This is a genomic window from Streptomyces sp. NPDC093109 (assembly GCF_040701725.1).
Lineage (GTDB): Bacteria > Actinomycetota > Actinomycetes > Streptomycetales > Streptomycetaceae > Streptomyces.
This window is the reverse complement of sequence record NZ_JBFBEZ010000003.1, coordinates 25,239-49,212: the sequence shown is the minus strand read 5'-3', so window position 1 is coordinate 49,212 and position 23,974 is coordinate 25,239. Positions and strand designations below refer to the sequence as shown.

Annotated in this window: 20 protein-coding genes and 1 riboswitch; of the genes, 18 read left to right on the top strand and 2 right to left on the bottom strand. The window is 73.5% G+C overall.

What is annotated here, in order from left to right:
• The first annotated feature begins 93 nt into the window (after nt 1-93).
• The 4 genes from rpoZ (at nt 94) to AB0389_RS04505 (ending at nt 5,545) form a co-directional block, all read left to right on the top strand.
• Nucleotides 94-366: a DNA-directed RNA polymerase subunit omega gene (gene rpoZ, locus AB0389_RS04520; RefSeq protein ID WP_003970369.1), complete on the top strand. Its 273-nt coding sequence runs from the start codon at nt 94-96 to the stop codon at nt 364-366.
• A 107-nt stretch (nt 367-473) separates the two neighbouring features.
• Nucleotides 474-1,727 (top strand): bifunctional phosphopantothenoylcysteine decarboxylase/phosphopantothenate--cysteine ligase CoaBC, encoded by a 1,254-nt coding sequence (gene coaBC / locus AB0389_RS04515; protein ID WP_366394078.1) that lies wholly within the window; start codon nt 474-476, stop codon nt 1,725-1,727.
• 293 nt (nt 1,728-2,020) lie between these two features.
• On the top strand, nt 2,021-3,229 hold the full coding sequence (gene metK / locus AB0389_RS04510; RefSeq protein WP_366393824.1) for a methionine adenosyltransferase: 1,209 nt from the start codon (nt 2,021-2,023) through the stop codon (nt 3,227-3,229).
• A 105-nt stretch (nt 3,230-3,334) separates the two neighbouring features.
• A complete protein-coding gene (locus AB0389_RS04505) occupies nt 3,335-5,545 on the top strand; it encodes a primosomal protein N' (RefSeq protein WP_366393823.1) in 2,211 nt (736 codons plus the stop codon).
• A 144-nt stretch (nt 5,546-5,689) separates the two neighbouring features.
• Here AB0389_RS04505 and AB0389_RS04500 read toward each other — a convergent pair whose 3' ends face one another.
• The gene (locus AB0389_RS04500) at nt 5,690-6,178 is read right to left on the bottom strand and encodes a hypothetical protein (protein ID WP_366393822.1); all 489 of its coding nucleotides are present in this window, start codon (nt 6,176-6,178) and stop codon (nt 5,690-5,692) included.
• 279 nt (nt 6,179-6,457) lie between these two features.
• On the opposite strand from AB0389_RS04500, the gene fmt reads away from it, so the two are divergent.
• The 9 genes from fmt to AB0389_RS04455 all read left to right on the top strand — a co-directional run bounded on the left by fmt (nt 6,458) and on the right by AB0389_RS04455 (nt 17,275).
• The gene (fmt, locus tag AB0389_RS04495; protein WP_366393821.1) at nt 6,458-7,411 is read left to right on the top strand and encodes a methionyl-tRNA formyltransferase; all 954 of its coding nucleotides are present in this window, start codon (nt 6,458-6,460) and stop codon (nt 7,409-7,411) included.
• A 47-nt stretch (nt 7,412-7,458) separates the two neighbouring features.
• Nucleotides 7,459-8,886 carry a transcription antitermination factor NusB gene (locus tag AB0389_RS04490; protein WP_366393820.1) on the top strand — a complete coding sequence of 476 codons (1,428 nt, stop codon included), beginning with the start codon at nt 7,459-7,461 and terminating at the stop codon, nt 8,884-8,886.
• A 105-nt stretch (nt 8,887-8,991) separates the two neighbouring features.
• Complete coding sequence (gene rpe, locus AB0389_RS04485; protein WP_366393819.1) at nt 8,992-9,675, top strand: ribulose-phosphate 3-epimerase; 684 nt, start codon at nt 8,992-8,994, stop codon at nt 9,673-9,675.
• A gap of 128 nt (nt 9,676-9,803) precedes the next feature.
• Nucleotides 9,804-10,853: a sugar-binding domain-containing protein gene (locus AB0389_RS04480; RefSeq protein ID WP_366393818.1), complete on the top strand. Its 1,050-nt coding sequence runs from the start codon at nt 9,804-9,806 to the stop codon at nt 10,851-10,853.
• A 160-nt stretch (nt 10,854-11,013) separates the two neighbouring features.
• A complete protein-coding gene (locus AB0389_RS04475) occupies nt 11,014-12,456 on the top strand; it encodes a GuaB1 family IMP dehydrogenase-related protein (protein WP_366393817.1) in 1,443 nt (480 codons plus the stop codon).
• A gap of 149 nt (nt 12,457-12,605) precedes the next feature.
• Complete coding sequence (locus AB0389_RS04470) at nt 12,606-13,073, top strand: Lrp/AsnC family transcriptional regulator (protein WP_366393816.1); 468 nt, start codon at nt 12,606-12,608, stop codon at nt 13,071-13,073.
• A gap of 165 nt (nt 13,074-13,238) precedes the next feature.
• On the top strand, nt 13,239-14,048 hold the full coding sequence (locus AB0389_RS04465; RefSeq protein ID WP_366393815.1) for a carbon-nitrogen hydrolase family protein: 810 nt from the start codon (nt 13,239-13,241) through the stop codon (nt 14,046-14,048).
• A 55-nt stretch (nt 14,049-14,103) separates the two neighbouring features.
• On the top strand, nt 14,104-15,765 hold the full coding sequence (locus AB0389_RS04460) for an NAD(P)/FAD-dependent oxidoreductase (RefSeq protein WP_366393814.1): 1,662 nt from the start codon (nt 14,104-14,106) through the stop codon (nt 15,763-15,765).
• A 337-nt stretch (nt 15,766-16,102) separates the two neighbouring features.
• Nucleotides 16,103-17,275 (top strand): glycoside hydrolase family 6 protein, encoded by a 1,173-nt coding sequence (locus AB0389_RS04455; protein WP_366393813.1) that lies wholly within the window; start codon nt 16,103-16,105, stop codon nt 17,273-17,275.
• Nucleotides 17,276-17,282: 7 nt separating this feature from the next.
• On the opposite strand, the gene AB0389_RS04450 is transcribed toward AB0389_RS04455, so the two are convergent.
• A complete protein-coding gene (locus AB0389_RS04450; RefSeq protein ID WP_366393812.1) occupies nt 17,283-18,500 on the bottom strand; it encodes an MFS transporter in 1,218 nt (405 codons plus the stop codon).
• A gap of 111 nt (nt 18,501-18,611) precedes the next feature.
• On the opposite strand from AB0389_RS04450, the gene AB0389_RS04445 reads away from it, so the two are divergent.
• The 5 genes from AB0389_RS04445 (at nt 18,612) to AB0389_RS04425 (ending at nt 23,915) form a co-directional block, all read left to right on the top strand.
• Nucleotides 18,612-19,799: an ROK family transcriptional regulator gene (locus tag AB0389_RS04445; RefSeq protein ID WP_366393811.1), complete on the top strand. Its 1,188-nt coding sequence runs from the start codon at nt 18,612-18,614 to the stop codon at nt 19,797-19,799.
• A 125-nt stretch (nt 19,800-19,924) separates the two neighbouring features.
• A riboswitch (FMN riboswitch) is annotated at nt 19,925-20,055 on the top strand.
• 154 nt (nt 20,056-20,209) lie between these two features.
• Entirely contained in the window at nt 20,210-21,361 is a 1,152-nt protein-coding gene (gene ribD / locus AB0389_RS04440) for a bifunctional diaminohydroxyphosphoribosylaminopyrimidine deaminase/5-amino-6-(5-phosphoribosylamino)uracil reductase RibD (RefSeq protein ID WP_366393810.1), read from the top strand.
• Nucleotides 21,362-21,973, top strand: coding sequence for a riboflavin synthase (locus AB0389_RS04435; protein WP_366393809.1), 612 nt, complete (start codon nt 21,362-21,364; stop codon nt 21,971-21,973).
• The gene (locus AB0389_RS04430) at nt 21,970-22,620 is read left to right on the top strand and encodes a nicotinamide mononucleotide transporter family protein (RefSeq protein WP_366393808.1); all 651 of its coding nucleotides are present in this window, start codon (nt 21,970-21,972) and stop codon (nt 22,618-22,620) included. Before AB0389_RS04435 ends, AB0389_RS04430 begins: the two co-directional genes overlap by 4 nt.
• Nucleotides 22,617-23,915, top strand: a complete 1,299-nt coding sequence (locus AB0389_RS04425; protein WP_366393807.1) for a bifunctional 3,4-dihydroxy-2-butanone-4-phosphate synthase/GTP cyclohydrolase II — start codon at nt 22,617-22,619, stop codon at nt 23,913-23,915. Before AB0389_RS04430 ends, AB0389_RS04425 begins: the two co-directional genes overlap by 4 nt.
• The last annotated feature ends 59 nt before the right edge of the window (nt 23,916-23,974 follow it).

The window sequence follows — 23,974 nt, the reverse complement described above, 5'->3', positions numbered from 1 at the left end:
ATCACCGCGATCCGTGATCCATCGCTTTTCCCGCGTTACCCGTTCACCCGCATTTCCCTGTGTTTCCCTGAATTATCTCCGGAAGGCAAGAGAGTGTCCTCTTCCATCACCACGCCCGAGGGCATCATCAACCCTCCGATCGACGAGCTGCTCGAAGCCACGGACTCGAAGTACAGCCTCGTGATCTACGCGGCCAAGCGCGCGCGCCAGATCAACGCGTACTACTCGCAGCTCGGTGAGGGCCTGCTGGAGTACGTCGGTCCGCTGGTCGACACCCACGTCCACGAGAAGCCGCTCTCGATCGCCCTGCGTGAGATCAACGCGGGCCTGCTGACCTCCGAGGCCATCGAGGGCCCCGCTCAGTAGGACATACCACTCTTCATACGGGCCCGGCGGCGCGACCGCCGGGCCTGTGGTGTGTCATGGGGAGGGTAGGTACGGGCCGTGGATGTGTCGAGGGGAGACGAGACGTGGTGGACCAGACCGAGCGGGCGGGGCGGAGCGGCGGGCCGAAGGTCGTACTCGGGGTCGCGGGCGGCATCGCCGCGTACAAGGCGTGCGAGCTGCTGCGCCGGCTGACCGAGACCGGCCACGACGTACGGGTCGTACCGACCGACTCGGCACTGCACTTCGTCGGCGCCGCGACCTGGTCGGCGCTCTCCGGCCACCCCGTCTCCACCGAGGTCTGGACGGACGTCCACGAGGTACCGCACGTACGGATCGGACAGGCGGCCGACCTGGTCGTGGTCGCCCCGGCCACCGCCGACCTGCTCGCCAGGGCGGCGCACGGGCTCGCCGACGACCTGCTCACCAACACCCTCCTCACCGCCCGCTGCCCGGTCGTCTTCGCGCCCGCCATGCACACCGAGATGTGGGAGCACCCCGCCACCCGGGAGAACGTGGCGACGCTGCGCCGCCGTGGCGCCGTCGTCATCGAGCCCGCCGTCGGCCGACTCACCGGCGCCGACACCGGCAAGGGCCGGCTGCCCGACCCCGGGGAGATCTTCGAGGTCTGCCGCCGGGTGCTGGCGCGCGGGGCCGCCGCCCCCGACCTGGCGGGCCGGCACGTCGTGATCAGCGCGGGCGGCACGCGTGAACCGCTCGATCCGGTGCGCTACCTCGGGAACCGCTCCTCGGGGAAGCAGGGGTACGCCCTGGCCCGTACCGCCGCCGCCCGGGGGGCGCGGGTCACCCTCGTCGAGGCCAATACGGGGATGACCGACCCGGCCGGCGTCGACGTGGTCCACGTGGGGACCGCCGTACAGCTGCGCGAAGCCGTACTGAAGGCGGCGGCCGACGCCGACGCCGTCGTCATGGCGGCGGCCGTGGCCGATTTCCGGCCGCTCTCCTACGCCGAGGGCAAGATCAAGAAGAAGGACGGCGAGGAGCCCGCGCCCGTCGCCCTGGTTCGCAATCCGGACATCCTCGCTGAGATCTCTGCCGAGCGGGCGCGTTCCGGACAGGTGGTCGTCGGCTTCGCGGCGGAGACGGACGACGTCCTCGCCAACGGCCGGCACAAACTCCGGCGCAAGGGCTGTGACCTGCTGGTCGTCAATGAGGTCGGGGAACGGAAGACCTTCGGCGCCGAGGAGAGCGAAGCCGTCGTGCTGGCGGCGGACGGCGGCGAGACGCCGGTGCCGTACGGGCCCAAGGAGGCCCTCGCGGACACCGTCTGGGATCTGGTGGTGCCCAGGCTTCCGGCCGGAACCTCCGGCCCGACCGTATGAAAAACCGCGTGGCCCGTATGAAATCTCTGTGACGCGTCCTTCGTCACGTTCCGGGATATCCGGCCGGTGATTGGCCGGAACACCCGAAAACGGCGCGGAACGCTCTGGCCGCGGGCATCGGATGTGCACCATAATGCAGTGCCGCGGGCGGAACGTGACTCCCACAGAACGAGACACTTGCCCCCGTGGCCCGATTCGACCGATAAAGTGGTCGAGAGGATCGTCTTGGGGCCGCAGCCCCCCGCCGGTCCGCCAATGATCAGCCAGCAGCCGCTGCAACCACAGGGAGCGATGTGTCCCGCCGTCTCTTCACCTCGGAGTCAGTGACCGAAGGTCACCCCGACAAGATCGCTGACCAGATCAGCGACACCATTCTCGACGCCCTCCTCGAAGAGGACCCGTCCTCCCGGGTAGCCGTGGAGACCTTGATCACCACCGGCCTGGTGCATGTCGCCGGAGAGGTGACCACCAAGGCCTACGCGCCGATCGCGCAGCTCGTCCGGAACAAGATTCTGGAGATCGGCTACGACTCCTCGAAAAAGGGCTTCGACGGAGCCTCCTGCGGTGTCTCGGTGTCCATCGGCGCGCAGTCGCCCGACATCGCGCAGGGCGTCGACACGGCGTACGAGAACCGTGTCGAGGGCGATGAGGACGAGCTGGACAAGCAGGGCGCCGGCGACCAGGGTCTGATGTTCGGGTACGCCTGCGACGAGACCCCCGAGCTGATGCCGCTCCCGATCCACCTCGCGCACCGGCTCTCCAGCCGCCTCTCCGAGGTCCGCAAGAACGGGACCATCCCGTACCTGCGCCCCGACGGCAAGACCCAGGTCACCATCGAGTACGACGGCGACAAGCCGGTACGCCTCGACACGGTCGTCGTCTCCTCGCAGCACGCGTCCGACATCGACCTGGACTCGCTGCTCGCGCCCGACGTACGCGAATTCGTCGTCGAGCACGTCCTCAAGGGCCTCATCGACGACGGCATCAAGCTCGACACCGAGGGCTACCGCCTGCTGGTCAACCCGACCGGACGCTTCGAGATCGGCGGCCCGATGGGCGACGCCGGCCTCACCGGCCGCAAGATCATCATCGACACCTACGGCGGCATGGCCCGCCACGGCGGCGGCGCCTTCTCCGGCAAGGACCCGTCCAAGGTCGACCGCTCCGCCGCGTACGCCATGCGCTGGGTCGCCAAGAACGTCGTCGCCGCGGGCCTCGCCTCGCGCTGCGAGGTCCAGGTCGCCTACGCGATCGGCAAGGCCGAGCCGGTCGGCCTCTTCGTCGAGACCTTCGGCACCGCCACGGTCGACACGGAGAAGATCGAACAGGCCATCGCCGAGGTCTTCGACCTCCGCCCGGCCGCGATCATCCGCGACCTCGAACTGCTCCGCCCGATCTACGCCCAGACCGCCGCGTACGGCCACTTCGGCCGCGAACTCCCGGACTTCACCTGGGAGCGCCGCGACCGCGTGGACGCGCTGCGCAAGGCCGCGGGAGTCTGATCCCGCTCCGGCACACCGTGGGGCCCCGGACACCGTTGCTGGTGTCCGGGGCCCCATGCCGTCCTGTGGGGGCCGGTGTCCGAGGGGTCTGGTAGGTATGGGGCTGTGAGCAGCGACGACAGGCAGTCCGAGGGGCCCGCCGGGGGTGGGCCTGAGCAGCTTGCGCTGATTCGGGAGAGCGTGCGGCAGGCGAAGGTGCCGCGGGCGAAGCCGCGGACGTGGCGGGGGGCCGCGCTGGCGGGGGAGCTGCCGGTGGCGCGGGTGGTGGTGAACAAGGGGGTGCTGCACCTCGATCAGTTCTTCGACTACGCCGTGCCCGAGGAGCTGGACGAGGCCGCGCAGCCAGGGGTGCGGGTGCGGGTGCGGTTCGGGGCCGGGGCGCACCGGGTGCGGGGCGGGCGGCGCGAGGGCGGGCGGCTGATCGACGGGTTCGTGGTCGAGCGGCGGGCCGAGTCGGACTACTCGGGGCCGCTCGCCGCGCTCGCCGACGTCGTGTCGCCGGAGCCGGTGCTCGGCGCCGAGCTGCTCGGGCTCGCGCGGGCCGTCGCCGACCGGTACGCGGGCAGCCTCGCGGACGTGCTCCAGCTCGCGGTTCCGCCGCGGAACGCGCGGGCCGAGGCGAAGCCCTCGCCGGAGCCGCTGCCGCCGCCGGAGCCGCCGGAGGCGGGCACCTGGGAGCGGTACGCGAACGGGCCCGCCTTTCTCGGCGCGCTCGCCTCGGGCGGCGCGCCCCGGGCCGTATGGACCGCGCTGCCCGGCCCGCACTGGGCCGCGGAGCTGGCGCGCGCCGTCGCCGCGGCGCTGGCCTCCGGGCGTGGCGCGCTCGTCGTCGTACCGGACGGGCGGGCCGCCGCGCGGGTCGACGCCGCGCTCACCGAACTGCTCGGGGACGGCCGGCACGCGCTCCTCACGGCGGACGCCGGGCCCGAGAAGCGCTACCGCGAGTGGCTGGCCGTGCGGCGCGGCTCCGTCCGGGCCGTGGTCGGCACCCGCGCCGCCATGTTCGCGCCCGTACGGGACCTCGGGCTCGTGGTGATCTGGGACGACGGGGACGGCAGCCACAGCGAACCGCACGCCCCGCAGCCGCACGCCCGCGAAGTGCTACTGCTGCGCGCCGCGCACGCCGCGTGCGCCTTCCTCGTCGGCGGTACGGGCTGCACCGTCGAGGCCGCCCAACTCGTCGCCACCGGCTGGGCGTTGCCGCTGGCCGCCGACCGGGAGACGGTACGGGCCGCCGCACCGCTCGTCCGGACGATCGGCGACGGCGAACTCGCGCGGGACGGCGCGGCGCGCACCGCCCGGCTGCCCAGCCTCGCCTGGCAGGCCGTCAGGGACGGGCTCAGATCGGGGCCGGTGCTCGTCCAGGTTCCCCGGCGCGGCTACGTACCCCGGCTGGCCTGTGAACGCTGCCGGACCCCCGCCCGGTGCGGGCAGTGCGCCGGGCCGCTGGAGGCCCCGCGCGAAGGGGAGTTGTGGTGCGGGTGGTGCGGGCGGGAGGAGTCCGGCCGGTGGCACTGCGCGGAGTGCGGTGGCTTCCGGCTGCGCGCCCAGATCGTGGGCGCCCGCCGTACGGCCGAGGAGCTGGGCCGCGCCTTCCCGGCCGTGCCCGTGCGCACCTCGGGCCGGGACCATGTGCTCGACTCAGTCTCCGGCCGCCCCGCGCTCGTCGTCAGCACCCCCGGCGCCGAACCCGTCGCCGACGGCGGATACGCGGCGGCCCTGCTCCTCGACGGCTGGGCGATGCTCGGACGGCCCGATCTGCGGGCCGGTGAGGAGGCCCTGCGCCGCTGGACGCACGCCGGGTCACTGGTGCGCGGGCAGAGCGAGGGCGGTGTGGTGGTCGTCGTCGCCGAGCCCACGCTGCGGCCCGTCCAGGCGCTCGTACGGTGGGATCCGGTCGGGCACGCGCGGCGCGAGCTGTCGGAGCGGGCCGAACTCGGCTTCCCGCCGGTCTCGCGGATGGCGGCGGTGATGGGCCCTGTGGACGCGGTCGGGCCGTTCCTCGCCTCGGCGGAGCTTCCTCCGGACGCGGAGGTGCTGGGACCGGTGCCGCTGCCGGTGGCGCCGCCCCTCGGCGACGGCGCGCGGGCGCGGGCGCGGCGGCTGGGGGATCCGCCGGCCGGGGAGCGCTGGGAGCGGGCGCTGGTGCGGGTGCCGCCGGGGAGCGGGGCGGCACTGGCAGCCGCGCTGAAGGCCGCGCGGGCCGGGTGGGGCGCCCGGGGTGCGCAGGGCGCGGGAGGTGCCCGGGGCGCGGGCGGTCCGGGCAGTGACGTGGCGGCGGTGCGCGTGCGGATCGATCCGCCGGACATCGGCTGAGCTGAGGCCGGGATGGGGCGGGGCGGGTGGGGCGAGGGCTCCCTCCCGCCCGTGGTCCGGTCGGTCCGGCGGGAAGGGGCCCTGCGCGCCTCGGCGCCCGGTCTCGGGGCCCGGACCGGGCGCTCGGGTCCGGGGCGGCGCCCGTCAGCCTCCTCTCGGGCCCGGGAAGGCCGTCGGACGGGACTCCTCCCGCAGGGCCGCGGTGGGCTGTGGCGGCATGGAGCGGGCGGCCGGGACCGCCGGGGCGGCGCTGGGCAGCGGGTCGGGCACGGTGGGCTGCGGGGTGGCCCGCCGGGTGCCGTAACGCCGGTGCACCGCCTGCTTGGTGACCCCCAGCGCCGAGCCCACCGCGTCCCACGAGAAGCCCAGCGAGCGGTCGAAGTCCACCGCCGCGGTCACCAGGGTCTCGACACTGTCCCTCAGCTCCTGTGCGAGGCGTACGGTCGGGGCGGGCGCCCTGCCGTAGACGACGAAGCCCGTGGAAGGGCCCGAACGGCGCGGGCGGTAGACGTTGCCCAACTGGGCGGTGAGCGTGCGCAGTGCGTCCACCTGCCGACGTACGCGCTCGATGTCCCGCACCAACAGGTGCAGACTTGCCCGGGCTTGTGCGTCGTGGGTTGCGTGGTCGGCCATGAACAAGCCTCTCGAACCGGCGTTGAAAAGGAGGGACCGCACCCGTGCGGTCCACGTGGTCAATCTCTCTTGACAACGCGCCACCTGGCGATCTGGTCACGCTGCGGAGCCGTATGCGCGTATGCGCGGGGCGCACGGGCCGTCGTACGCCCCCCTGCACGAGGCCCCGCCGGGCACCGCCGGGCACTGCCTGGCAGCCGGGACCCCGGACTCGCTCCACTAGACTGATGGGCCGCTCCGCGTCAGCCCGCAGTACGTACGAGAGGCAGTCAGCCACCGATGAAGCTCGTCTTCGCCGGCACCCCCGAGGTCGCCGTACCCGCCCTGGACGCGCTCATCGCGTCCGACCGGCATGACGTCGTCGCCGTCGTGACCCGGCCCGACGCGCCGTCGGGGCGCGGGCGCCGGCTCGTCGCCAGTCCGGTCGCGCAGCGTGCCGAGGAGGCGGGCATCGAGGTGCTCCGGCCGGCGAAGCCGCGCGACGAGGACTTCCTGGCGCGGCTGCGCGAGATCGCCCCGGACTGCTGCCCGGTCGTCGCGTACGGCGCGCTGCTGCCGAAGTCCGCGCTGGACATCCCCGCGCACGGCTGGGTGAATCTGCACTTCTCGCTGCTGCCCGCCTGGCGCGGCGCCGCACCCGTGCAGCACGCCGTGCTGCACGGCGACGAGCTGACCGGCGCGGCCACCTTCCTGATCGAGGAGGGTCTCGACTCGGGGCCCGTCTACGGTGTGCTCACCGAGCAGGTCAGGCCCACGGACACCAGCGGCGACCTGCTGACCCGGCTGGCGTTCGCCGGCTCCGGGCTGCTCGCCGCGACCATGGACGGCATCGAGGACGGCACGCTCCAGGCCGTACCGCAGCCCGCCGAGGGCGTCTCGCTCGCGCCCAAGATCAACGTCGAGGACGCACAGGTGGACTGGGCGGCGCCCGCGCTGCGCGTCGACCGGGTCGTGCGCGCCTGCACGCCCGCGCCCGGCGCGTGGAGCGTCTTCCGCGGGGAGCGGCTCAAGCTGGTCCAGGCGGCGCCGGTGCCGGAGCGGACGGAGCTGGCGCCCGGGGAGCTGTCCGCGGGCAAGAACCATGTGCACGTGGGCACCGGGTCGCACGCGGTCGAGCTGCTCTGGGTCCAGCCCCAGGGCAAGAAGCCGATGCGCGCCGCCGACTGGGCGCGCGGCGTGCGGATCGCTCCGGGCGAGGTGCTGGGCGCCGGGGCGCAGGGGCCGACGATGTAAGACGACGTAAGGTGGGCGGGTTCGACTCTTCTCACCGCGGAGCACCTTTGAACCAGCAGGCCCCTCGTGCCAAGCAGTACCGCCGCCCCAAGAAGGATCCCGTGCGGCTCCTCGCCTTCGAGGTGCTCAGGGCGGTCGACGAGCGGGACGCGTACGCGAACCTCGTCCTGCCGCCGCTGCTCAAGAAGGCCCGCGAGAAGAGCGACTTCGAGGCGCGCGACGCCGCGCTCGCCACCGAGCTGGTGTACGGGACGCTGCGCCGGCAGGGCACGTACGACGCGATCATCTCGGCCTGTATCGACCGGCCGCTGCGCGAGGTCGACCCGCCGGTGCTCGATGTGCTCGCCCTCGGCGCGCACCAGCTGCTGGGCACGCGGATCCCGACCCACGCGGCCGTGTCGGCGAGCGTCGAGCTGGCCCGGGTGGTGCTCGGGGACGGGCGGGCCAAGTTCGTCAACGCGGTCCTGCGGAAGATCTCCCGCGACGACCTGGAGACCTGGGTGGAGCGGGTCGCGCCGCCGTACGACGACGACGCCGAGGAGCACCTCGCCGTCGTCCACTCGCACCCCCGCTGGGTGGTCTCCGCGCTCTGGGACGCGCTGGGCGGCGGGCGTGCCGGGATCGAGGACCTCCTGGACGCCGACAACGAGCGGCCCGAGGTGACACTCGTCGCCCGTCCTGGCCGGGTCACCGTCGACGAGCTGATGGACGTGCTCGGCGAGGACTCGGCGCTGCCGGGGCGCTGGTCGCCGTATGCCGTACGGCTCGCCGAGGGCGGCGAGCCCGGCGCGCTGGAGGCGGTACGGGACGGCCGGGCCGGGGTCCAGGACGAGGGCAGCCAGCTGGTCGCCGCGGCCGTCGCCCGGGCGCCCTTGGAGGGCCCCGACGCGCGCTGGCTCGACGCCTGCGCGGGGCCCGGCGGCAAGGCGGCGCTGATGGCCGCGCTCGCCGCCGAGCGCGGCGCCTTCCTGCTGGCCGCAGAGAAGCAGCACCACCGGGCCCGGCTCGTCGAGCGCGCGCTCGCCGGGAACCCCGGTCCCTACCAGGTGATCACCGCGGACGGCACCCGGCCGCCGTGGGCGCCCGGCTCCTTCGACCGGGTCCTGGTCGATGTCCCGTGCTCGGGCCTCGGCGCGCTGCGGCGCAGGCCGGAGGCGCGCTGGCGGCGCCGCCCGGCGGATCTGGAGGGCTTCGCGCCGCTCCAGCGCGGGCTGCTGCGCGAGGCGTTCCAGGCGGTACGGGTCGGGGGCGTCGTCGGCTACGCGACCTGCTCCCCGCATCTCGCCGAGACCAGGGTCGTCGTCGAGGACGTCCTCAAGGGGCGCGGGGGGCCGGCCGTCGAGGCCGAGTGGCTCGACGCCAGGCCGCTGATGCCGGGCGTACCGGCGCTGGGGGACGGCCCCGACGTCCAGCTGTGGCCGCATCTGCACGGCACGGACGCCATGTATCTCGCGGTGCTCCGCCGTACCGCCTGAGCGCGCGTGGAGTGTGCGGCGAGACGCGCGGATTGCGAGGTATGAATTCGCACGGACGTCCACCGCGCGGTCCGGAGGACGCCCGGAGCATGGCAGGCTTGGCACATGGCCCAGATCAACCCCAGCATCCTGTCCGCCGACTTCGCCCGACTCGCCGAGGAGGCGAAAGCGGTCGAAGGCGCCGACTGGCTCCATGTCGATGTCATGGACAACCACTTCGTGCCCAATCTGACCCTGGGCGTCCCGGTGGTCGAGGCGCTCGGCCGGGCGACGGACACCCCGCTGGACTGCCATCTGATGATCGAGGACCCGGACCGCTGGGCCCCGCAGTACGTCGAGGCGGGCGCCGGGTCCGTGACCTTCCACGCGGAGGCCGCCGCCGCCCCCGTACGGCTGGCGCGCGAGATCCGCGCCAAGGGGGCGCGGGCGTCGATGGCGCTGAAGCCGGCGACGCCCATCGAGCCGTACGAGGATCTGCTGCCCGAGCTGGACATGCTGCTGATCATGACGGTGGAGCCGGGCTTCGGCGGCCAGGCGTTCCTGGACATCATGCTGCCCAAGATCCGCCGCACCCGCGAGCTGATCTCCAAGCACGGCCTCGAACTCTGGCTCCAGGTCGACGGCGGGGTCTCGGCCACCACCATCGAACGCTGTGCGGAGGCGGGCGCCGACGTGTTCGTCGCCGGTTCCGCCGTGTACGGGGCGGACGACCCCGCGGCGGCCGTACGGACCCTGCGCGAGCAGGCGGCGAAGGCCACCGGCGCGGCCTCCTGGGCCTGCGGACACTGAGTGCCCGCCCCGGCGGCGTCGGCCGGGTACGCCTCGGCGGCGTCGGCCGGGGTACGGGAACATGAACAGGGCCCGCACGGGCCGATCAAGGCTGCCCCATCTGACAGGATGAACGGCGAGTCCAGAGTGTGAACAGAAGTGAGGAGATCGCGGTGCCTGGTATGTCGGCAGGTCGGCCGGCCCTGCGGATGGGACCCGCGGAGCTGGTGCAGGCGGCGGCCATGGCGCGTCGCTTCTACCTGGAGGGCAAGTCCAAGATCCAGATCGCCGAGGAGTTCGGCGTCAGCCGCTTCAAGGTGGCGCGGGTCCTGGAGACGGCCCTGGAACGGGATCTCGTACGGATCGAGATCAGGGTCCCCGCCGAACTCGACGCCGAGCGCTCCGACGCGCTGCGCGCCCGCTACGGTCTGCGGCACGCGGTGGTCGTCGAGTCGCCCGCCGAGGGCGAGGACGAGTCGCCCGACCCGGAGAACCTCGGTGAGGTCGCCGCCGAACTCCTCGGCGAACTGGTGGTCGAGGGCGATGTGCTGGGCCTGGCCTGGGGCCGGTCCACCATCCATATGGCCGCCGCGCTCGACCGGCTGCCGCCCTGTACGGTCGTCCAGCTCACCGGCGTGTACGACGCGGGCACCGCGGAGCGCGGCTCCGTCGAGGCCGTACGGCGGGCCGCCCAGGTCTCCGGCGGCGAGGCGCACCCGATCTACGCGCCGATGCTGCTGCCCGACCCGGCCACCGCCGCCGCGCTGCGCGCGCAGCCCGGCATCGCGCGGGCCTTCGCGTACTTCGACAAGGTCACGGTCGCGGCCGTCTCCATCGGCTCCTGGGAGCCCGGTATCTCCACCGTCCACGACATGCTCACGGACGAGGAGCGGACCCACTACTCCACGCTCGGTGTCGCCGCCGAGATGTCCGCGCACCTCTTCGACGCCGAGGGGCGGCTCGTCGGCCGCGATCTGGGCGAGCGGTGCATCACGGTCGAGGCCGACCGGCTGCGCCGGATCCCCGAGGTCGTGGCGATCGCGGGCGGGCTGCGCAAGGCCGAGGCGATCGGTGCCGTACTCCGCTCCGGGCTGGTCACCAGCCTGGTCACGGACACGGCGGCGGCCGACTTCCTGCTGACGGAGTTCACGCCGGCACCGCGGCCGGCGCTGGAGCGCATGGACCCGGACGCCGAGTAGCGGCCGGGGCCACCGGTCTGGTGGATCGCACGAGAGCGTCCCTCGCGACGCTGGAGGTTCGTCCCGGGGCGGTTACGGACCCCTCCGTGGGAGAATCAAGTACGTGCGTTTTCCCCGGCTCCACCGACCGGGGCACCTCCGATCGACTGGATGCCAGCACGTGCGCTTCCTCAATGACCAGCAGCCGCCGTACGACCTCACCTATGACGACGTATTCATGGTGCCGAGCCGGTCGGCCGTGGGCTCCCGCCAGGCGGTGGACCTCTCCGCCCAGGACGGCACCGGTACCACCATCCCGCTCGTCGTCGCGAACATGACCGCGATCGCGGGCCGCCGGATGGCCGAGACGGTCGCCCGGCGCGGCGGGCTCGTCGTCATTCCGCAGGACATTCCGATCGAGGTCGTCACCGACGTCATCTCCTGGGTCAAGACGCGCCATCTCGTGCTCGACACCCCGATCGTGCTGAGCCCGCTCCAGACCGTCGGCGACGCGCTCTCCCTGCTGCCCAAGCGGGCGCACGGCGCGGGCGTGGTCGTGGACGGCGAGGGCCGGCCGGTCGGGGTCGTCACCGAGCACGATCTGACCGGTGTCGACCGGTTCACCCAGCTCTCCGAGGTGATGACGAAGGACCTGGTGTCCCTCGCCGCCGACCTGGACCCGCGCGAGGCGTTCACCACGCTCGACAACGCCAACCGCAAGCTCGCCCCCGCCGTGGACGCGGACGGCCGGCTCGTCGGCGTCCTCACCCGCAAGGGCGCCCTGCGCGCCACCCTCTACACGCCCGCCACCGACGCGTCCGGCAAGCTGCGGATAGCCGCCGCCGTCGGCGTCAACGGCGATGTCGCGGGCAAGGCCGCGCAGCTCCTCGACGCGGGCGTCGACACCCTCGTCGTGGACACCGCCCACGGCCACCAGGAGTCGATGATCGCCGCCGTCAGGGCGGTCCGCGCGCTCGACCCGAAGGTGCCGGTCGTCGCGGGCAACATCGTGGCCGCCGAGGGCGTACGGGATCTGATCGAGGCCGGCGCGGACATCATCAAGGTCGGGGTCGGCCCCGGCGCCATGTGCACCACCCGCATGATGACCGGGGTGGGCCGGCCGCAGTTCTCCGCCGTCATGGAGTGCGCCGCCGAGGCGAAGAAGCATGGCAAGCACGTCTGGGCCGACGGCGGCGTGCGGCATCCGCGCGATGTCGCCATGGCGCTCGCCGCCGGCGCGTCGAACGTCATGATCGGCTCCTGGTTCGCCGGTACGTACGAGTCCCCGGGCGACCTCCAGCAGGCGTCCGACGGGCGGCTCTACAAGGAGTCCTTCGGCATGGCCTCGGCCCGCGCCGTGCGCAACCGTACGAGCGAGGAGTCGGCCTACGACCGGGCGCGCAAGGCGCTGTTCGAGGAGGGCATCTCCACCTCGCGGATGTTCCTCGACCCGGCCAGGCCCGGTGTCGAGGACCTGATCGACTCGATCATCGCGGGCGTGCGCTCCTCGTGCACGTACGCGGGCGCCAACTCCCTGGAGGAGTTCGCGGCGAACGCGATCGTCGGCGTCCAGAGCGCCGCCGGCTACGCCGAGGGCAAGCCGCTGCACGCCAGCTGGAGCTGACCGGCCGGGACCGGGCGGTGTGGTCCACTGTGTAACGGCGCGGGCCCGGGTCCGCGCCATACCCGTACCCGTACCCGTACACCTGCACGTACCCGTCCCGGGCCCGCCGGCCCGCACGGAGCCGGCCTCGCGGAAGAGAACCACCAGCAGTGCGACTCAACGATCTCGACGAACGCATCGTCCACGCCCTCGCCGAGGACGCCCGCCGCACCTACGCCGACATCGGCTCCCGGATCGGGCTCTCCGCGCCCGCCGTGAAGCGGCGCGTCGACCGGCTGCGGGCCGCCGGGGCGATCACCGGCTTCACGGTACGGGTGGACCCGGCGGCGCTGGGCTGGGCGACCGAGGGGTTCATCGAGATCTACTGCGGCCGCAACACCTCGCCGGAGGCCATCCGCCGGGGTCTGGAGCGGATGCCTGAGGTGGTGGCCGCCTCCACCGTGACCGGTGAGGCGGACGCCATCGCGCAGGTCTTCGCCGCCGATATGCGCCACTTCGAGCAGGTGCTCGAACGGATCGCGGGCGAGCCGTACGTCGAGCGCACCAAGTCCGTGCTCGTGCTCTCCCCGCTGCTGCGGCGGTCCTCCTCGGGCATTTCCCCGGGCATCCCCGGCTGAGACAACGGATCACCGGACGGGCCGCGAAAGACGCAACGGATCGACGGCGTACGCGCAACAGCCGTGTCTTGTCCGCCGCGCGGCCCGGACCGTACGGTCGGGACATCCCCCCGGACCCACGTGTCCAGCCCTGTCCAGCCCCCTTCGCACCGCCCGAGGTCAGCCATGCCGCCGTTGCGCACCGCCCTGCTCCAGAGTTCCGGCCGGCCCGGCTCGGTCGCCGGGAATCTGGCCGTCCTGGACGAGGCGGCGGGACGCGCCGCCGGCGCAGGGGCCGGGCTGCTGGTCTGCCCCGAGATGTTCCTGACCGGCTACGCCCTCGGCGACGCCGTGCCCCGGCTGGCCGAGCCGGCGGACGGGCCCGGGGCGGCGGCCGTCGCCCGGATCGCCGTACGGCACGGAATCGCGGTGCTCTACGGCTACCCCGAGCGGGACGGCGAGCGGGACAGCCGGAAGATCTACAACTCCGCCCAGCTCGTCGCGGCGGACGGCAACCGCCTCGCCAACTACCGCAAGACCCACCTCTTCGGCCGCTTCGAGCGGGAGTGGTTCACCCCGGGGGAGCACCCCGTCGTCCAGGCCGAACTGGCCGGACTGCGGCTCGGGATCATGATCTGCTACGACGTCGAGTTCCCGGAGAACGTCCGGGCACACGCGCTCGCGGGCACCGATCTGCTGCTCGTGCCCACCGCCCAGATGCATCCGTTCCGGTTCGTCGCCGAATCCATGGTCCCGGTCCGCGCCTTCGAGAGCCAGATGTATGTGGCGTACGTCAACAGGACGGGCCAGGAAGGCGAGTTCGAGTTCATCGGGCTGAGCTGTCTGGCCGCGCCCGACGGCGCGACCCGGGTGCGCGCGGGGCACGGCGAGGAACTGCTGCTCGGCGAGGTCGATCCGGGGCTGCTGAGCGCCTCGCGCGCGGCCAATCCGTACCTCGCGGACCGGCGCCCGGGGCTGTACGGCGCCCTCGGCTGACCTTTCCCACCGCGTCCCTTCCCCGTACCTGATCTGCCGCCAGGAGCCCTCCCTCATGACGTCCGCGCCGCCGCCCATCACCATGGTCGGCCCCGACTTCCCGTACGCCTACGACGACTTCCTCGCCCATCCCGCCGGGCTCGGCCAGATACCGGCGACCGAGCACGGCACCGAGGTCGCCGTCATCGGCGGCGGGCTCTCCGGCATCGTCACCGCGTACGAGCTGATGAAGATGGGGCTCAAGCCGGTGGTGTACGAGGCCGACCGCATCGGCGGCCGGCTCCGTACGGCCGGCTTCGACGGCTGCGACCCCGCGCTCACCGCCGAGATGGGCGCGATGCGCTTCCCCCCTTCCTCCACCGCCCTCCAGCACTACATCGATCTGGTGGGCCTGGAGACCCGGCCGTTCCCCAACCCGCTGGCCCCCGGCACCCCGTCGACCGTCGTCGATCTGAAGGGCGAGTCCCACTACGCGCGGACCGCCGACGAACTGCCGCCGGTCTTCCGCGAGGTGATGGACGCCTGGAACACCTGCCTGGAGGAGGGCGCCGACTTCTCCGCGATGAACCGCGCGCTGCGCGAGCGCGACGTACCGCGCATCCGGGAGATCTGGGCGCGGCTCGTCGAGAAGCTCGACGACCAGACCTTCTACGGCTTCCTCTGCGACTCCCCGGCGTTCGCCTCGTTCCGGCACCGGGAGATCTTCGGCCAGGTCGGCTTCGGCACGGGCGGCTGGGACACCGACTTCCCGAACTCCATCCTGGAGATCCTGCGGATCGTCTACACCGAGGCCGACGACCACCACCGCTCCATCGTCGGCGGCAGCGAGCAGCTCCCGCTGCGGCTCTGGGAGCGGGAGCCCGGGAAGCTCACCCACTGGCCGGCCGGGACGTCGCTGTCCTCGCTGCACGACGGCGTGCCCCGGCCCGCCGTCACCGGGCTGCGCCGCACGGCCGGCGACCGGATCACCGTCACGGACGCCTCGGGGCGGATCCGTACGTACCGGGCCGCCGTCTTCACCGCGCAGTCCTGGCTGCTGCTGTCCCGGATCGCCTGCGACGACGCGCTCTTCCCGATCGACCACTGGACGGCGATGGAGCGCACCCACTACATGGAGTCGACCAAGCTGTTCGTGCCGGTGGACCGGCCGTTCTGGCGGGACACGGACGCGGAGACCGGGCGCGACGTGATGTCGATGACGCTCACCGACCGGATGACCCGGGGGACGTATCTGCTGGACGACGGGCCCGGCAGGCCGGCCGTCATCTGCCTCTCGTACACCTGGTGCGACGACAGTCTGAAGTGGCTGCCGCTGTCGGCCGAGGAGCGGATGGAGGTCATGCTCGCGTCGCTGCGCGAGATCTATCCGAAGGTCGACATCCGGCGCCATGTGATCGGCAGTCCGGTGACGGTCTCCTGGGAGAACGAGCCCTGGTTCATGGGCGCGTTCAAGGCGAACCTGCCCGGCCACTACCGCTATCAGCGGCGCCTGTTCACGCACTTCATGCAGGACCGGCTGCCGGCCGGCAAGCGCGGGATCTTCCTGGCAGGGGACGACATCTCGTGGACGGCGGGCTGGGCCGAGGGCGCCGTACAGACCGCGCTGAACGCGGTGTGGGGTGTGATGCGGCACTTCGGGGGCGCCACCGACGCCACCAACCCCGGGCCCGGCGATCTGTACGACGCGCTCGCGCCGGTCGAACTGCCGGAGGACTGAGGCCTGTTGGCGCGCTGATCCGCACCGGACTCCGGTGTGGCCCCCGGTACGTCCACCGGCGCGGCCCTGGCGATGTCGGTGGCGTATCTACGCCAGATGTCCAGCGTGATCGGCGTCCGTGCGGGGAACGGGGGCGATATGGGGGTGGGCGTTCCGCTCCGGGCCCGTGCGGGCGGTCCGCCGGACGTAGGCTCTCGCGGGTGCCGCCGGACCGGAGTGTGTTCCGGAGTGTGACCGGGCGGCGGCCGGTACGAGGAGGGGAACATCCGTGGCGGGAACGCGCGTTCGGCGGCGTGCCGAACAACGGGAACGGCGGCGTGCGGTCCGCAGGAACGCCATGGCCGTCGCGGCCTCGGCCGTGGTCGTGGCCGGTACGGTCAGCGGGATGATGTCCGCGGTGGGCGACAGGTCCGCGCGCGAACCCGCGCTTCCCGAGGTCGCGCGGGCGACGCCGTCGCTCGCGCCGCTGCCCGGGATCCCGGTGCCCGCGACCACCCCGTCGCCGTCGGAGCCGGTACCGGCGTCGTCCGCCGCGTCGGCGTCACCGGCGCGCCTGGTCCCTTCGCCCGGGTCGGCCCCCGCGCCCTCGGTGGCCTCCGCGCCGTCCACGGCCCGTACGGCGAAGCCGGCGGCCCGTACGGAACCGGCCGCGGCCCCGCTCTACCGCCACCCCGAGTCCCAGGTGCTCGACTGGGTGGGCGCGCACCGCGACGACCCCCGGCGCCCGCTCATCGAGTCCAGGATCGCGGCGCGGCCCGCCGCCGTCTGGTTCCCCTCGTACAACCCCGGGACCGTCACCGGCGAGGTCCGCGAGGTGACGTCGGGGGCCGCGGCGGCCGGGCGGGTGCCGGTGCTCGTGCCGTACGCGATCCCCGACCGGGACTGCGGCGGCGCGTCGCAGGGCGGTGCGCCCGACACCGCCGCGTACGACGGCTGGATCAGGGACTTCGCGGCCGGCATCGGCGAAGGACCCGCCATCGTCATCCTCGAACCGGACTCGGTCGCGCTCTCCGACTGCCTCGACGCCCCGGCGCGCGCCGCTCGGTACGCGTCCCTGGCCCGCGCGGGCCGTACGATCCACGCCGCCGCCCCCGGCGCGAAGGTCTACTTCGACGCGGGCCACTCCGGCTGGCACGCCGCGCCCAAGCAGGCGTCGCTGCTGCGCGCGGCAGGAGCGGCCGGGAGCGGGGACGGCGTCTTCACCAACGTCTCCAACTTCCACCGCACCGCCGACGAGGCCGCCTACGCCCGCCGGGTGCTCGCCGCGCTCGGCGGTCCTGACCGGCTCGGCGCCGTCATCGACACCAGCCGCAACGGCAACGGCGCGCCGCCCGACGGCGAGTGGTGCGATCCGGCGGGCCGCGCGCTCGGCCGGGCACCGACGACGGACACCGGCGAGGCCCGCGTCGACGCGTACCTCTGGATCAAGCTGCCGGGGGAGTCGGACGGCTGCGCGGGCGCGGCCGGTTCGTTCACGCCGGAGTACGCCTACGCCCTGGCGAAGGGCTGATGGTCGGTCAGGCAGGGCCCGCGGCGCCGGACTTCGCCGCCGAGGTCTCCCCGGAGGCCGTCCGCCGGTCGCCCGTACGCAGCACCCCCGCGCCCGCCACCAGCCCGCAGGCCAGCACCGTGACCAGCCCGAAGGACACCACCAGCGAGGTCGCGTCGGCGATCGCGCCGATGGCCGAGGGGGCGATCAGGCCCGAGGTGTACGTGATCGTCGCCACCCCCGCGATGGCCTGGCTCGGGTTCGGTCCCGACCGCCCGGCCGCCGAGAAGGCGAGCGGGACGACCACGGCCACGCCGAGCCCCATCAGCCCGAAACCGGCCATCGCCAGCGCCGGATGCGGGGCCACGACGACCAGCACCCCGCCCACCGCGGCCAGCACCCCGCCGGCCCTGACGGTCCGTACCCCGCCGAACCGGTCGACCACCTTGTCGCCCGCCAGCCGCGCCACGGCCATGGTCAGCGCGAAGGCCGTGGTGGAGGCCGCCGCGATGCCGGGCGAGGTGCCGAGAATGTCCCGCAGATAGACGGCCGACCAGTCCATGCTCGCGCCCTCCGCGAAGACGGCGCAGAACCCGACCGCGCCGATCAGCAGCGCGGACCTGGGCGGCAGCGCGAAGGCCGGCGGCGCCTCCGCGTCGGGTGCGGCGGGCGGGTCCAGCGTGCCCTGGCAGAGGACGGCGCCCAGCACGGTCAGCGTGAGGGCCGCGAGCAGATGGTGCAGCCGGGCGTCGCCGCCCAGATGCGCGGCCACCGCGCCGGCCGCGGAGCCGATCAGCGCGCCCACGCTCCACATGCCGTGCAGGCTGGACATGATCGATTTGCCGAGCCGGTTCTCGGTCTCGACCCCGATCGCGTTCATCGCGACGTCCGACATGCCGGAGGCCGCGCCGAACACGAACAGCGCCGCGCAGAGCGTGCCGAGATTTGGCGCCAGGGCCGGCAGCGTCAGCGAGAGGGTCCACAGCGCGAGCAGTCCGCGCAGCGCGGTCCGCGCGCCGAAGCGGTGGCCGATGGCGCCGGCCACCGGCATGGTGAGTGACGCGCCGAGCGCCGGGAACGCGAGCGCCAGGCCGAGCTGGCCCGCGCTGAGCCCGGCGTGGTCCTGGATCCACGGGATCCGGGTGGCGAAGCTGCCGGTGACCGCTCCGTGCACACAGAAGACGGCGGCGACGGCGATCCTGGCCCGCCGCAACCGCGCTTTGTCGTCGTCCACTTCGGCCGCCATCCCGTTCCGTCCTTCGCGTCGGTGCGCCGTCCTCCGGCGCCGCCGTAAACTATCAGGAAGCCTGCCTGATAAATAGAGCGTCGCGCGCTCCCGATCTGGAAGGATCCCGGCATGGCCGCATCCCCGAGCACCGCCAGGGTCATCAACGACCGGCTCGCCCTCGGGCTGCTCCAGCAGGAAGGGCCCCTGACAGCAGGGCAGTTGAAGACGCTGACCGGGCTTTCCAGACCGACGGTCGCCGATCTCGTGGAGCGGCTCCAGGGCTCCGGTCTGGTCCGGATCGTCGGCGAGAGCGGCGACCGGCGCCGGGGCCCCAACGCCCGGCTGTACGGGATCGTCGCGGACCGCGCCCATCTCGCGGGCCTCGACGTCCGCACCCACAGCGTCGCCGTCGTCGTCGCCGACCTGCTCGGCACGCCCCTCGCCGAGGCGGTCCTGCCCATCGGCAGCGACACCGCCACCGAGGCCGCCGTCGAACGCGCCGTCGCCCTGCTGGAACGTACGGCCGGGCAGGCCGGCGCCGTCCCCCTGCACAGCGTCGGCATCGGCGCCCCCGGCCTGGTCGACCCCGGCACGGGCGAACTGCGCGACACCACCGGACTGCCCGCCTGGCACCGGCGGTTGACCACCGTCCTCCAGGAGCGGCTGCCCGCCACCGTCCTGGTGGAGAACGAGACCAATCTGGCGGCCCTCGCGGAACAGCGCCTCGGCGCGGCCCGGGGACACGAGACCTTCGTCCTGCTCTGGCTCGGCCACGGCGTCGGCGCGGCCGTCGTGCTCGACGGCCGGCTCCGCAGGGGCGCCTCCGGCGGTGCGGGCGAGATCGGCTTCCTGCCCGTGCCCGGCACCGTACGGCTGCCGTCGGCGACCGGCTGCGACGGCGGCTTCCACTCCCTGGCGGGCTCGGCCGCCGTGTGCGAACTCGCCGCCGAGTACGGTCTGACGGCCGCCGCCGGACCCCAGGAGCCGCCCGCCGCCGCCCTGGTGCGCGCCGCGGTGGTCGGCCTCGGGGGCGCCGGGGAGGCCGCGTCCGGCGCGTTCCTCGATGCCCTCGCCGACCGGCTGGCCCTCGGTACGGCGGCGGTCGCCGCGGTCCTGGACCCCGGCCTGATCGTGCTCGCGGGCGAGGTCGGTCACGCGGGCGGCACGGCCCTGGCCGCCCGCGTCGAGGAGCGGCTCGCCGCCATGTCGCCGCTGCGCACCGAGGTCGGGGCCGGTTCGCTCGGCGGCGCGGCCGTCCTGCGCGGAGCGCTGCTGACGGCGCGGGAGGCGGCCCAGGACGAGCTGTTCACTTCCTGAGCCCGGGGGGCCGTGCCGGACGCGTCTGTCCACGCTTCGAGACGGGGATGTCACTGTGAGCGAGGCCACAGGGCTCACCCGGATGGCCGACGAGCGGCCGTGGCACACTGGGCGGGTATCAGCAGCAGCGCACTCCGGGGTCGGTGCAATTCCGAACCGGCGGTTATAGTCCGCGACCCGTCCGCATCCAGCGGCCGGTTGACCAGGTGAGATTCCTGGACCGACGGTGAAAGTCCGGATGGGAGGCAGTGCGCGGCGGGTCCTCATGGGCACGTCGATGCCGGTGATTCGCCGGTCCCTCAGCGGACCGGCAGGATGCCCCGGCCTTGGCGTTTCCCCTGTGCGTTCCCGCTTCATCTGTCGTCATCGACAGGCCCCGGAGTCCGTGCCCGAAGAGGCAGGAGGACCCGGTGGCCACGGAAGCCGCACCCGGCACCCACGCGGACGCCGACACCGACGCGGACGCCATGCGCCGCGCGATCGCGCTGGCCGCGCGCGGACTCGGCTCCACCAGCCCCAACCCCGTCGTCGGCTGTGTCGTCCTCGACGCCTCCGGGCACCTCGCGGGCGAGGGATTCCACCACCGCGCCGGCGGCCCGCACGCCGAGGTCCACGCCCTGCGCGCGGCCGGCGACCTGGCCAGGGGCGGCACCGCGTACGTCACCCTCGAACCCTGCGCCCACACCGGCCGCACCGGCCCCTGCGCCCGCGCGCTCATCGACGCGGGCATCGCCAGGGTCGTGTACGCGGTCGCCGACCCGACCCCGCAGGCCCGGGGCGGCGCCGAGACCCTGCGGGCCGCCGGAGTCACCGTCGAACAGGGGCTGCTCGCCGAGGAGGCCGAGGCCGGCAACGCCGCCTGGCTCACCTCCGTACGGCTCGGCCGCCCCCATGTCACCTGGAAGTACGCGGCCACGCTCGACGGCCGCAGCGCCGCCGCCGACGCCACCAGCCGCTGGATCACCTCCGCCGAGGCCCGCGCCGACGTCCACCGGCTGCGCGCCGAGGCCGACGCGGTCGTGGTCGGCTCCGGCACCGCACGGACCGACGATCCGCACCTCGCCGCGCGCGGCGTCGAGGGCGCCGTCCAGCCGCTGCGGGTCGTCGTGGACACCGACGCCACCGCCGTACGCCCCGGCGCCCGCGTCCTCGACGACGCCGCGCCCACCCTGATCGCGATCGCCGAGGACGCCGCCCCAGCCGTCGCGGACGCGCCCGACCGTACGACCGTACGACTGCCCCGCGCCGCCGAACGCGGCCTCGACATCCCCGCGCTGCTGGCCGCCCTGCACGCGCGCGGGGTCCGCTCCGTACTCCTCGAAGGCGGCCCGGCGCTGGCCGGCTCCTTCGTCGCCGCGGGCGCCGTCGACCGCGTCATCGGCTATCTCGCCCCCGTCCTGCTCGGCGCCGGCCCCGCGGCGCTCGCCGACGCCGGAATCACCACGATCACCGAGGCGTTGCGACTCCGGCTGACCGAGACCGTACGGATCGGACCCGATCTGCGGATCACCGCGGTACCCGAGACCGCCCCGGCCACCACCCCTGTCACCAAGGAGCACTGAATGTTCACGGGAATCGTCGAAGAGCTGGGAGAGGTCACCGCCGTCGAGAACCTCGGCGACGCCTCCCGCTTCCGGCTGCGTGGCCCCGTCGTCACCGAGGGCGCCAAGCACGGCGACTCCATCGCCGTCAACGGCGTCTGTCTCACGGTCGTGGAGCTGGCCGAGGGCGAGTTCACCGCCGATGTGATGGCCGAGACCCTCAAGCGCTCCAGCCTCGGCGCCCTCGTGCCCGGCTCCCGGGTCAACCTGGAGCGGCCGATGGCCCTCGGCGGCCGGCTCGGCGGACATCTCGTCCAGGGCCATGTGGACGGCACCGGCACCATCGTCGAACGCACCCCGTCCGAACACTGGGAGATCGTCAAGGTCTCGCTGCCCGCCGGCCTGACCCGCTACATCGTGGAGAAGGGCTCCATCACCGTGGACGGCGTCAGCCTCACCGTGGTCGACGCGGCGGCCGACCACTTCACCATCAGCCTCATCCCCACCACCCTCGCGCTGACCACACTCGGCCTCAAGGGCCCCGGCGACCCGGTCAACCTCGAAGTCGACATCATCGCGAAGCACGTGGAGCGCCTGCTCGGCGCCCGATCCGCCGAGGAGTCCGAACGGTGAGCGCCCTCTCGTGGCTGAACGGCGAGGCCTTCGCCGCCTTCGGCCAGCACATCCTGTGGTCCGACATGATCGGCAACATCATCGGTCTGGCCGCCCTCGCGCTCGGCTGGCGCCGCTCGATCTGGACCTGGCCCGCCCAGTTCCTCTCCGGCCTGATCCTGGTCGGCGCCTACGCGTCCGCCCAGCTCAGCGGCGGGATCGGCAAGCAGCTCCTGGTCATCGGCGTGGCGCTGTGGGGCTGGCGCCAGTGGCAGCGCGGCCGGCAGCAGGCGCAGGACGGCTCGATCGCCGTACGGTTCGCCACCTGGCGCGAGCGCGGGGTGCTGCTCGGCGGCACGGCCGTGGGCACCCTCGCCGTGGGCGGGCTCTTCACCGCCGTACCCGAACTCTCCTGGAACCCCTGGCCCGACGCGTACATCTTCGTCGGGACCCTCGCCGCGATGGTCGCCCAGGCCCGGGGACTCGTCGAGTTCTGGTTCGCCTGGCTGCTCGTCGACGTCGTGGGCGTACCGCTCGCCTTCAGCAGCGGACTGGCCTTCTCCGGTCTGGTCTACGTGATCTACCTCGCCCTCGTCCTGTGGGGGATGCGCGACTGGTGGCAGCGCTCCCGCGCCGGCGCCCCGTCCCTGGAAGGAGCAGCAGCATGACCACCAGCCCCCGTCCCGTCCGGTGGTACTCCACCGACAACGCCGAGGACCTCTCCCTCGACCCCGTCGAGCAGGCCGTGCGCGACATCGCCGCCGGCCGCCCCGTCGTCGTCGTGGACGACGAGGACCGCGAGAACGAGGGCGACCTCGTCATCGCCGCCGAGAAGGCCACCCCCGAGATCATCGCGTTCATGATGAGCGAGTGCCGCGGACTGATCTGCGCTCCCATGGAGGGCCCGGAGCTGGACCGGCTCGAACTCCCGCAGATGGTCGGCAACAACACCGAGTCGATGCGGACGGCGTTCACCGTCTCCGTCGACGCCTCCGCCGAGCACGGCGTCACCACCGGTATCTCCGCCGCCGACCGCGCCACCACGCTCCGGCTGCTCGCCGCGGGCGACGCCGGGCCCGGCGACTTCGTCCGGCCCGGCCATGTCTTCCCGCTGCGCGCCAAGCCGGGCGGCGTCCTCGTCCGCAACGGCCACACCGAGGCGGCCGTCGATCTGGCCCGCCTCGCCGGACTGCGGCCTGCCGGGGCGATCGTGGAGATCGCCGGCGAGGACGGGGTGATGCTCCGGCTGCCCGAGCTGATCCCGTTCGCCCGCAAGCACGGCCTGACGATCATCTCCATCGAGGACCTGATCGCCTACCGCGCCGGCTCCGAGCCGTCCGTACGGCGCGAGGCCGAGGTCAGCCTCCCCACCGCGCACGGCGAGTTCACCGCCTACGGCTACCGCTCCACGGTCGACGGCGTCGAGCACGTCGCCCTCGTCCACGGCGAACTCGGCGACGGCGAGGACGTGCTGGTACGCGTCCACTCCGAGTGCCTCACCGGCGACATCTTCGCCTCGCAGCGCTGCGACTGCGGCCCCCAGCTCCAGGCGTCCATGGACCGCGTCCACGCCGAGGGCCGGGGCGTCGTCGTCTATCTCCGCGGCCACGAGGGCCGGGGCATCGGCCTGCTCTCCAAACTGCGCGCGTACGAACTCCAGGAGCGCGGCCGGGACACCCTCGACGCCAATCTGGAGCTGGGCCTGCCCGCCGACGCCCGCGACTACGCGGCCGGCGCGCGGATCCTCGACGACCTCGGGGTCCGCAGCCTGCGCCTGATGACCAACAACCCGGAGAAGACGGACGCGCTGGTCCGGCACGGGCTGCGGGTCCTGGGACGCGAGCCGATGCCCGTCCAGGCGGGCGAGCACAACCTCCGCTATCTGCGCACCAAGCGCGACCGGATGGGCCACGACCTGCCCTGGCTCGACCCGGCCGCGGCCACCACCTGCGGCAACCAGTGACCGACCGGCACAACGACCGGCACAACGACCGGCACCACACCCCGCACCACCCCCGAGGA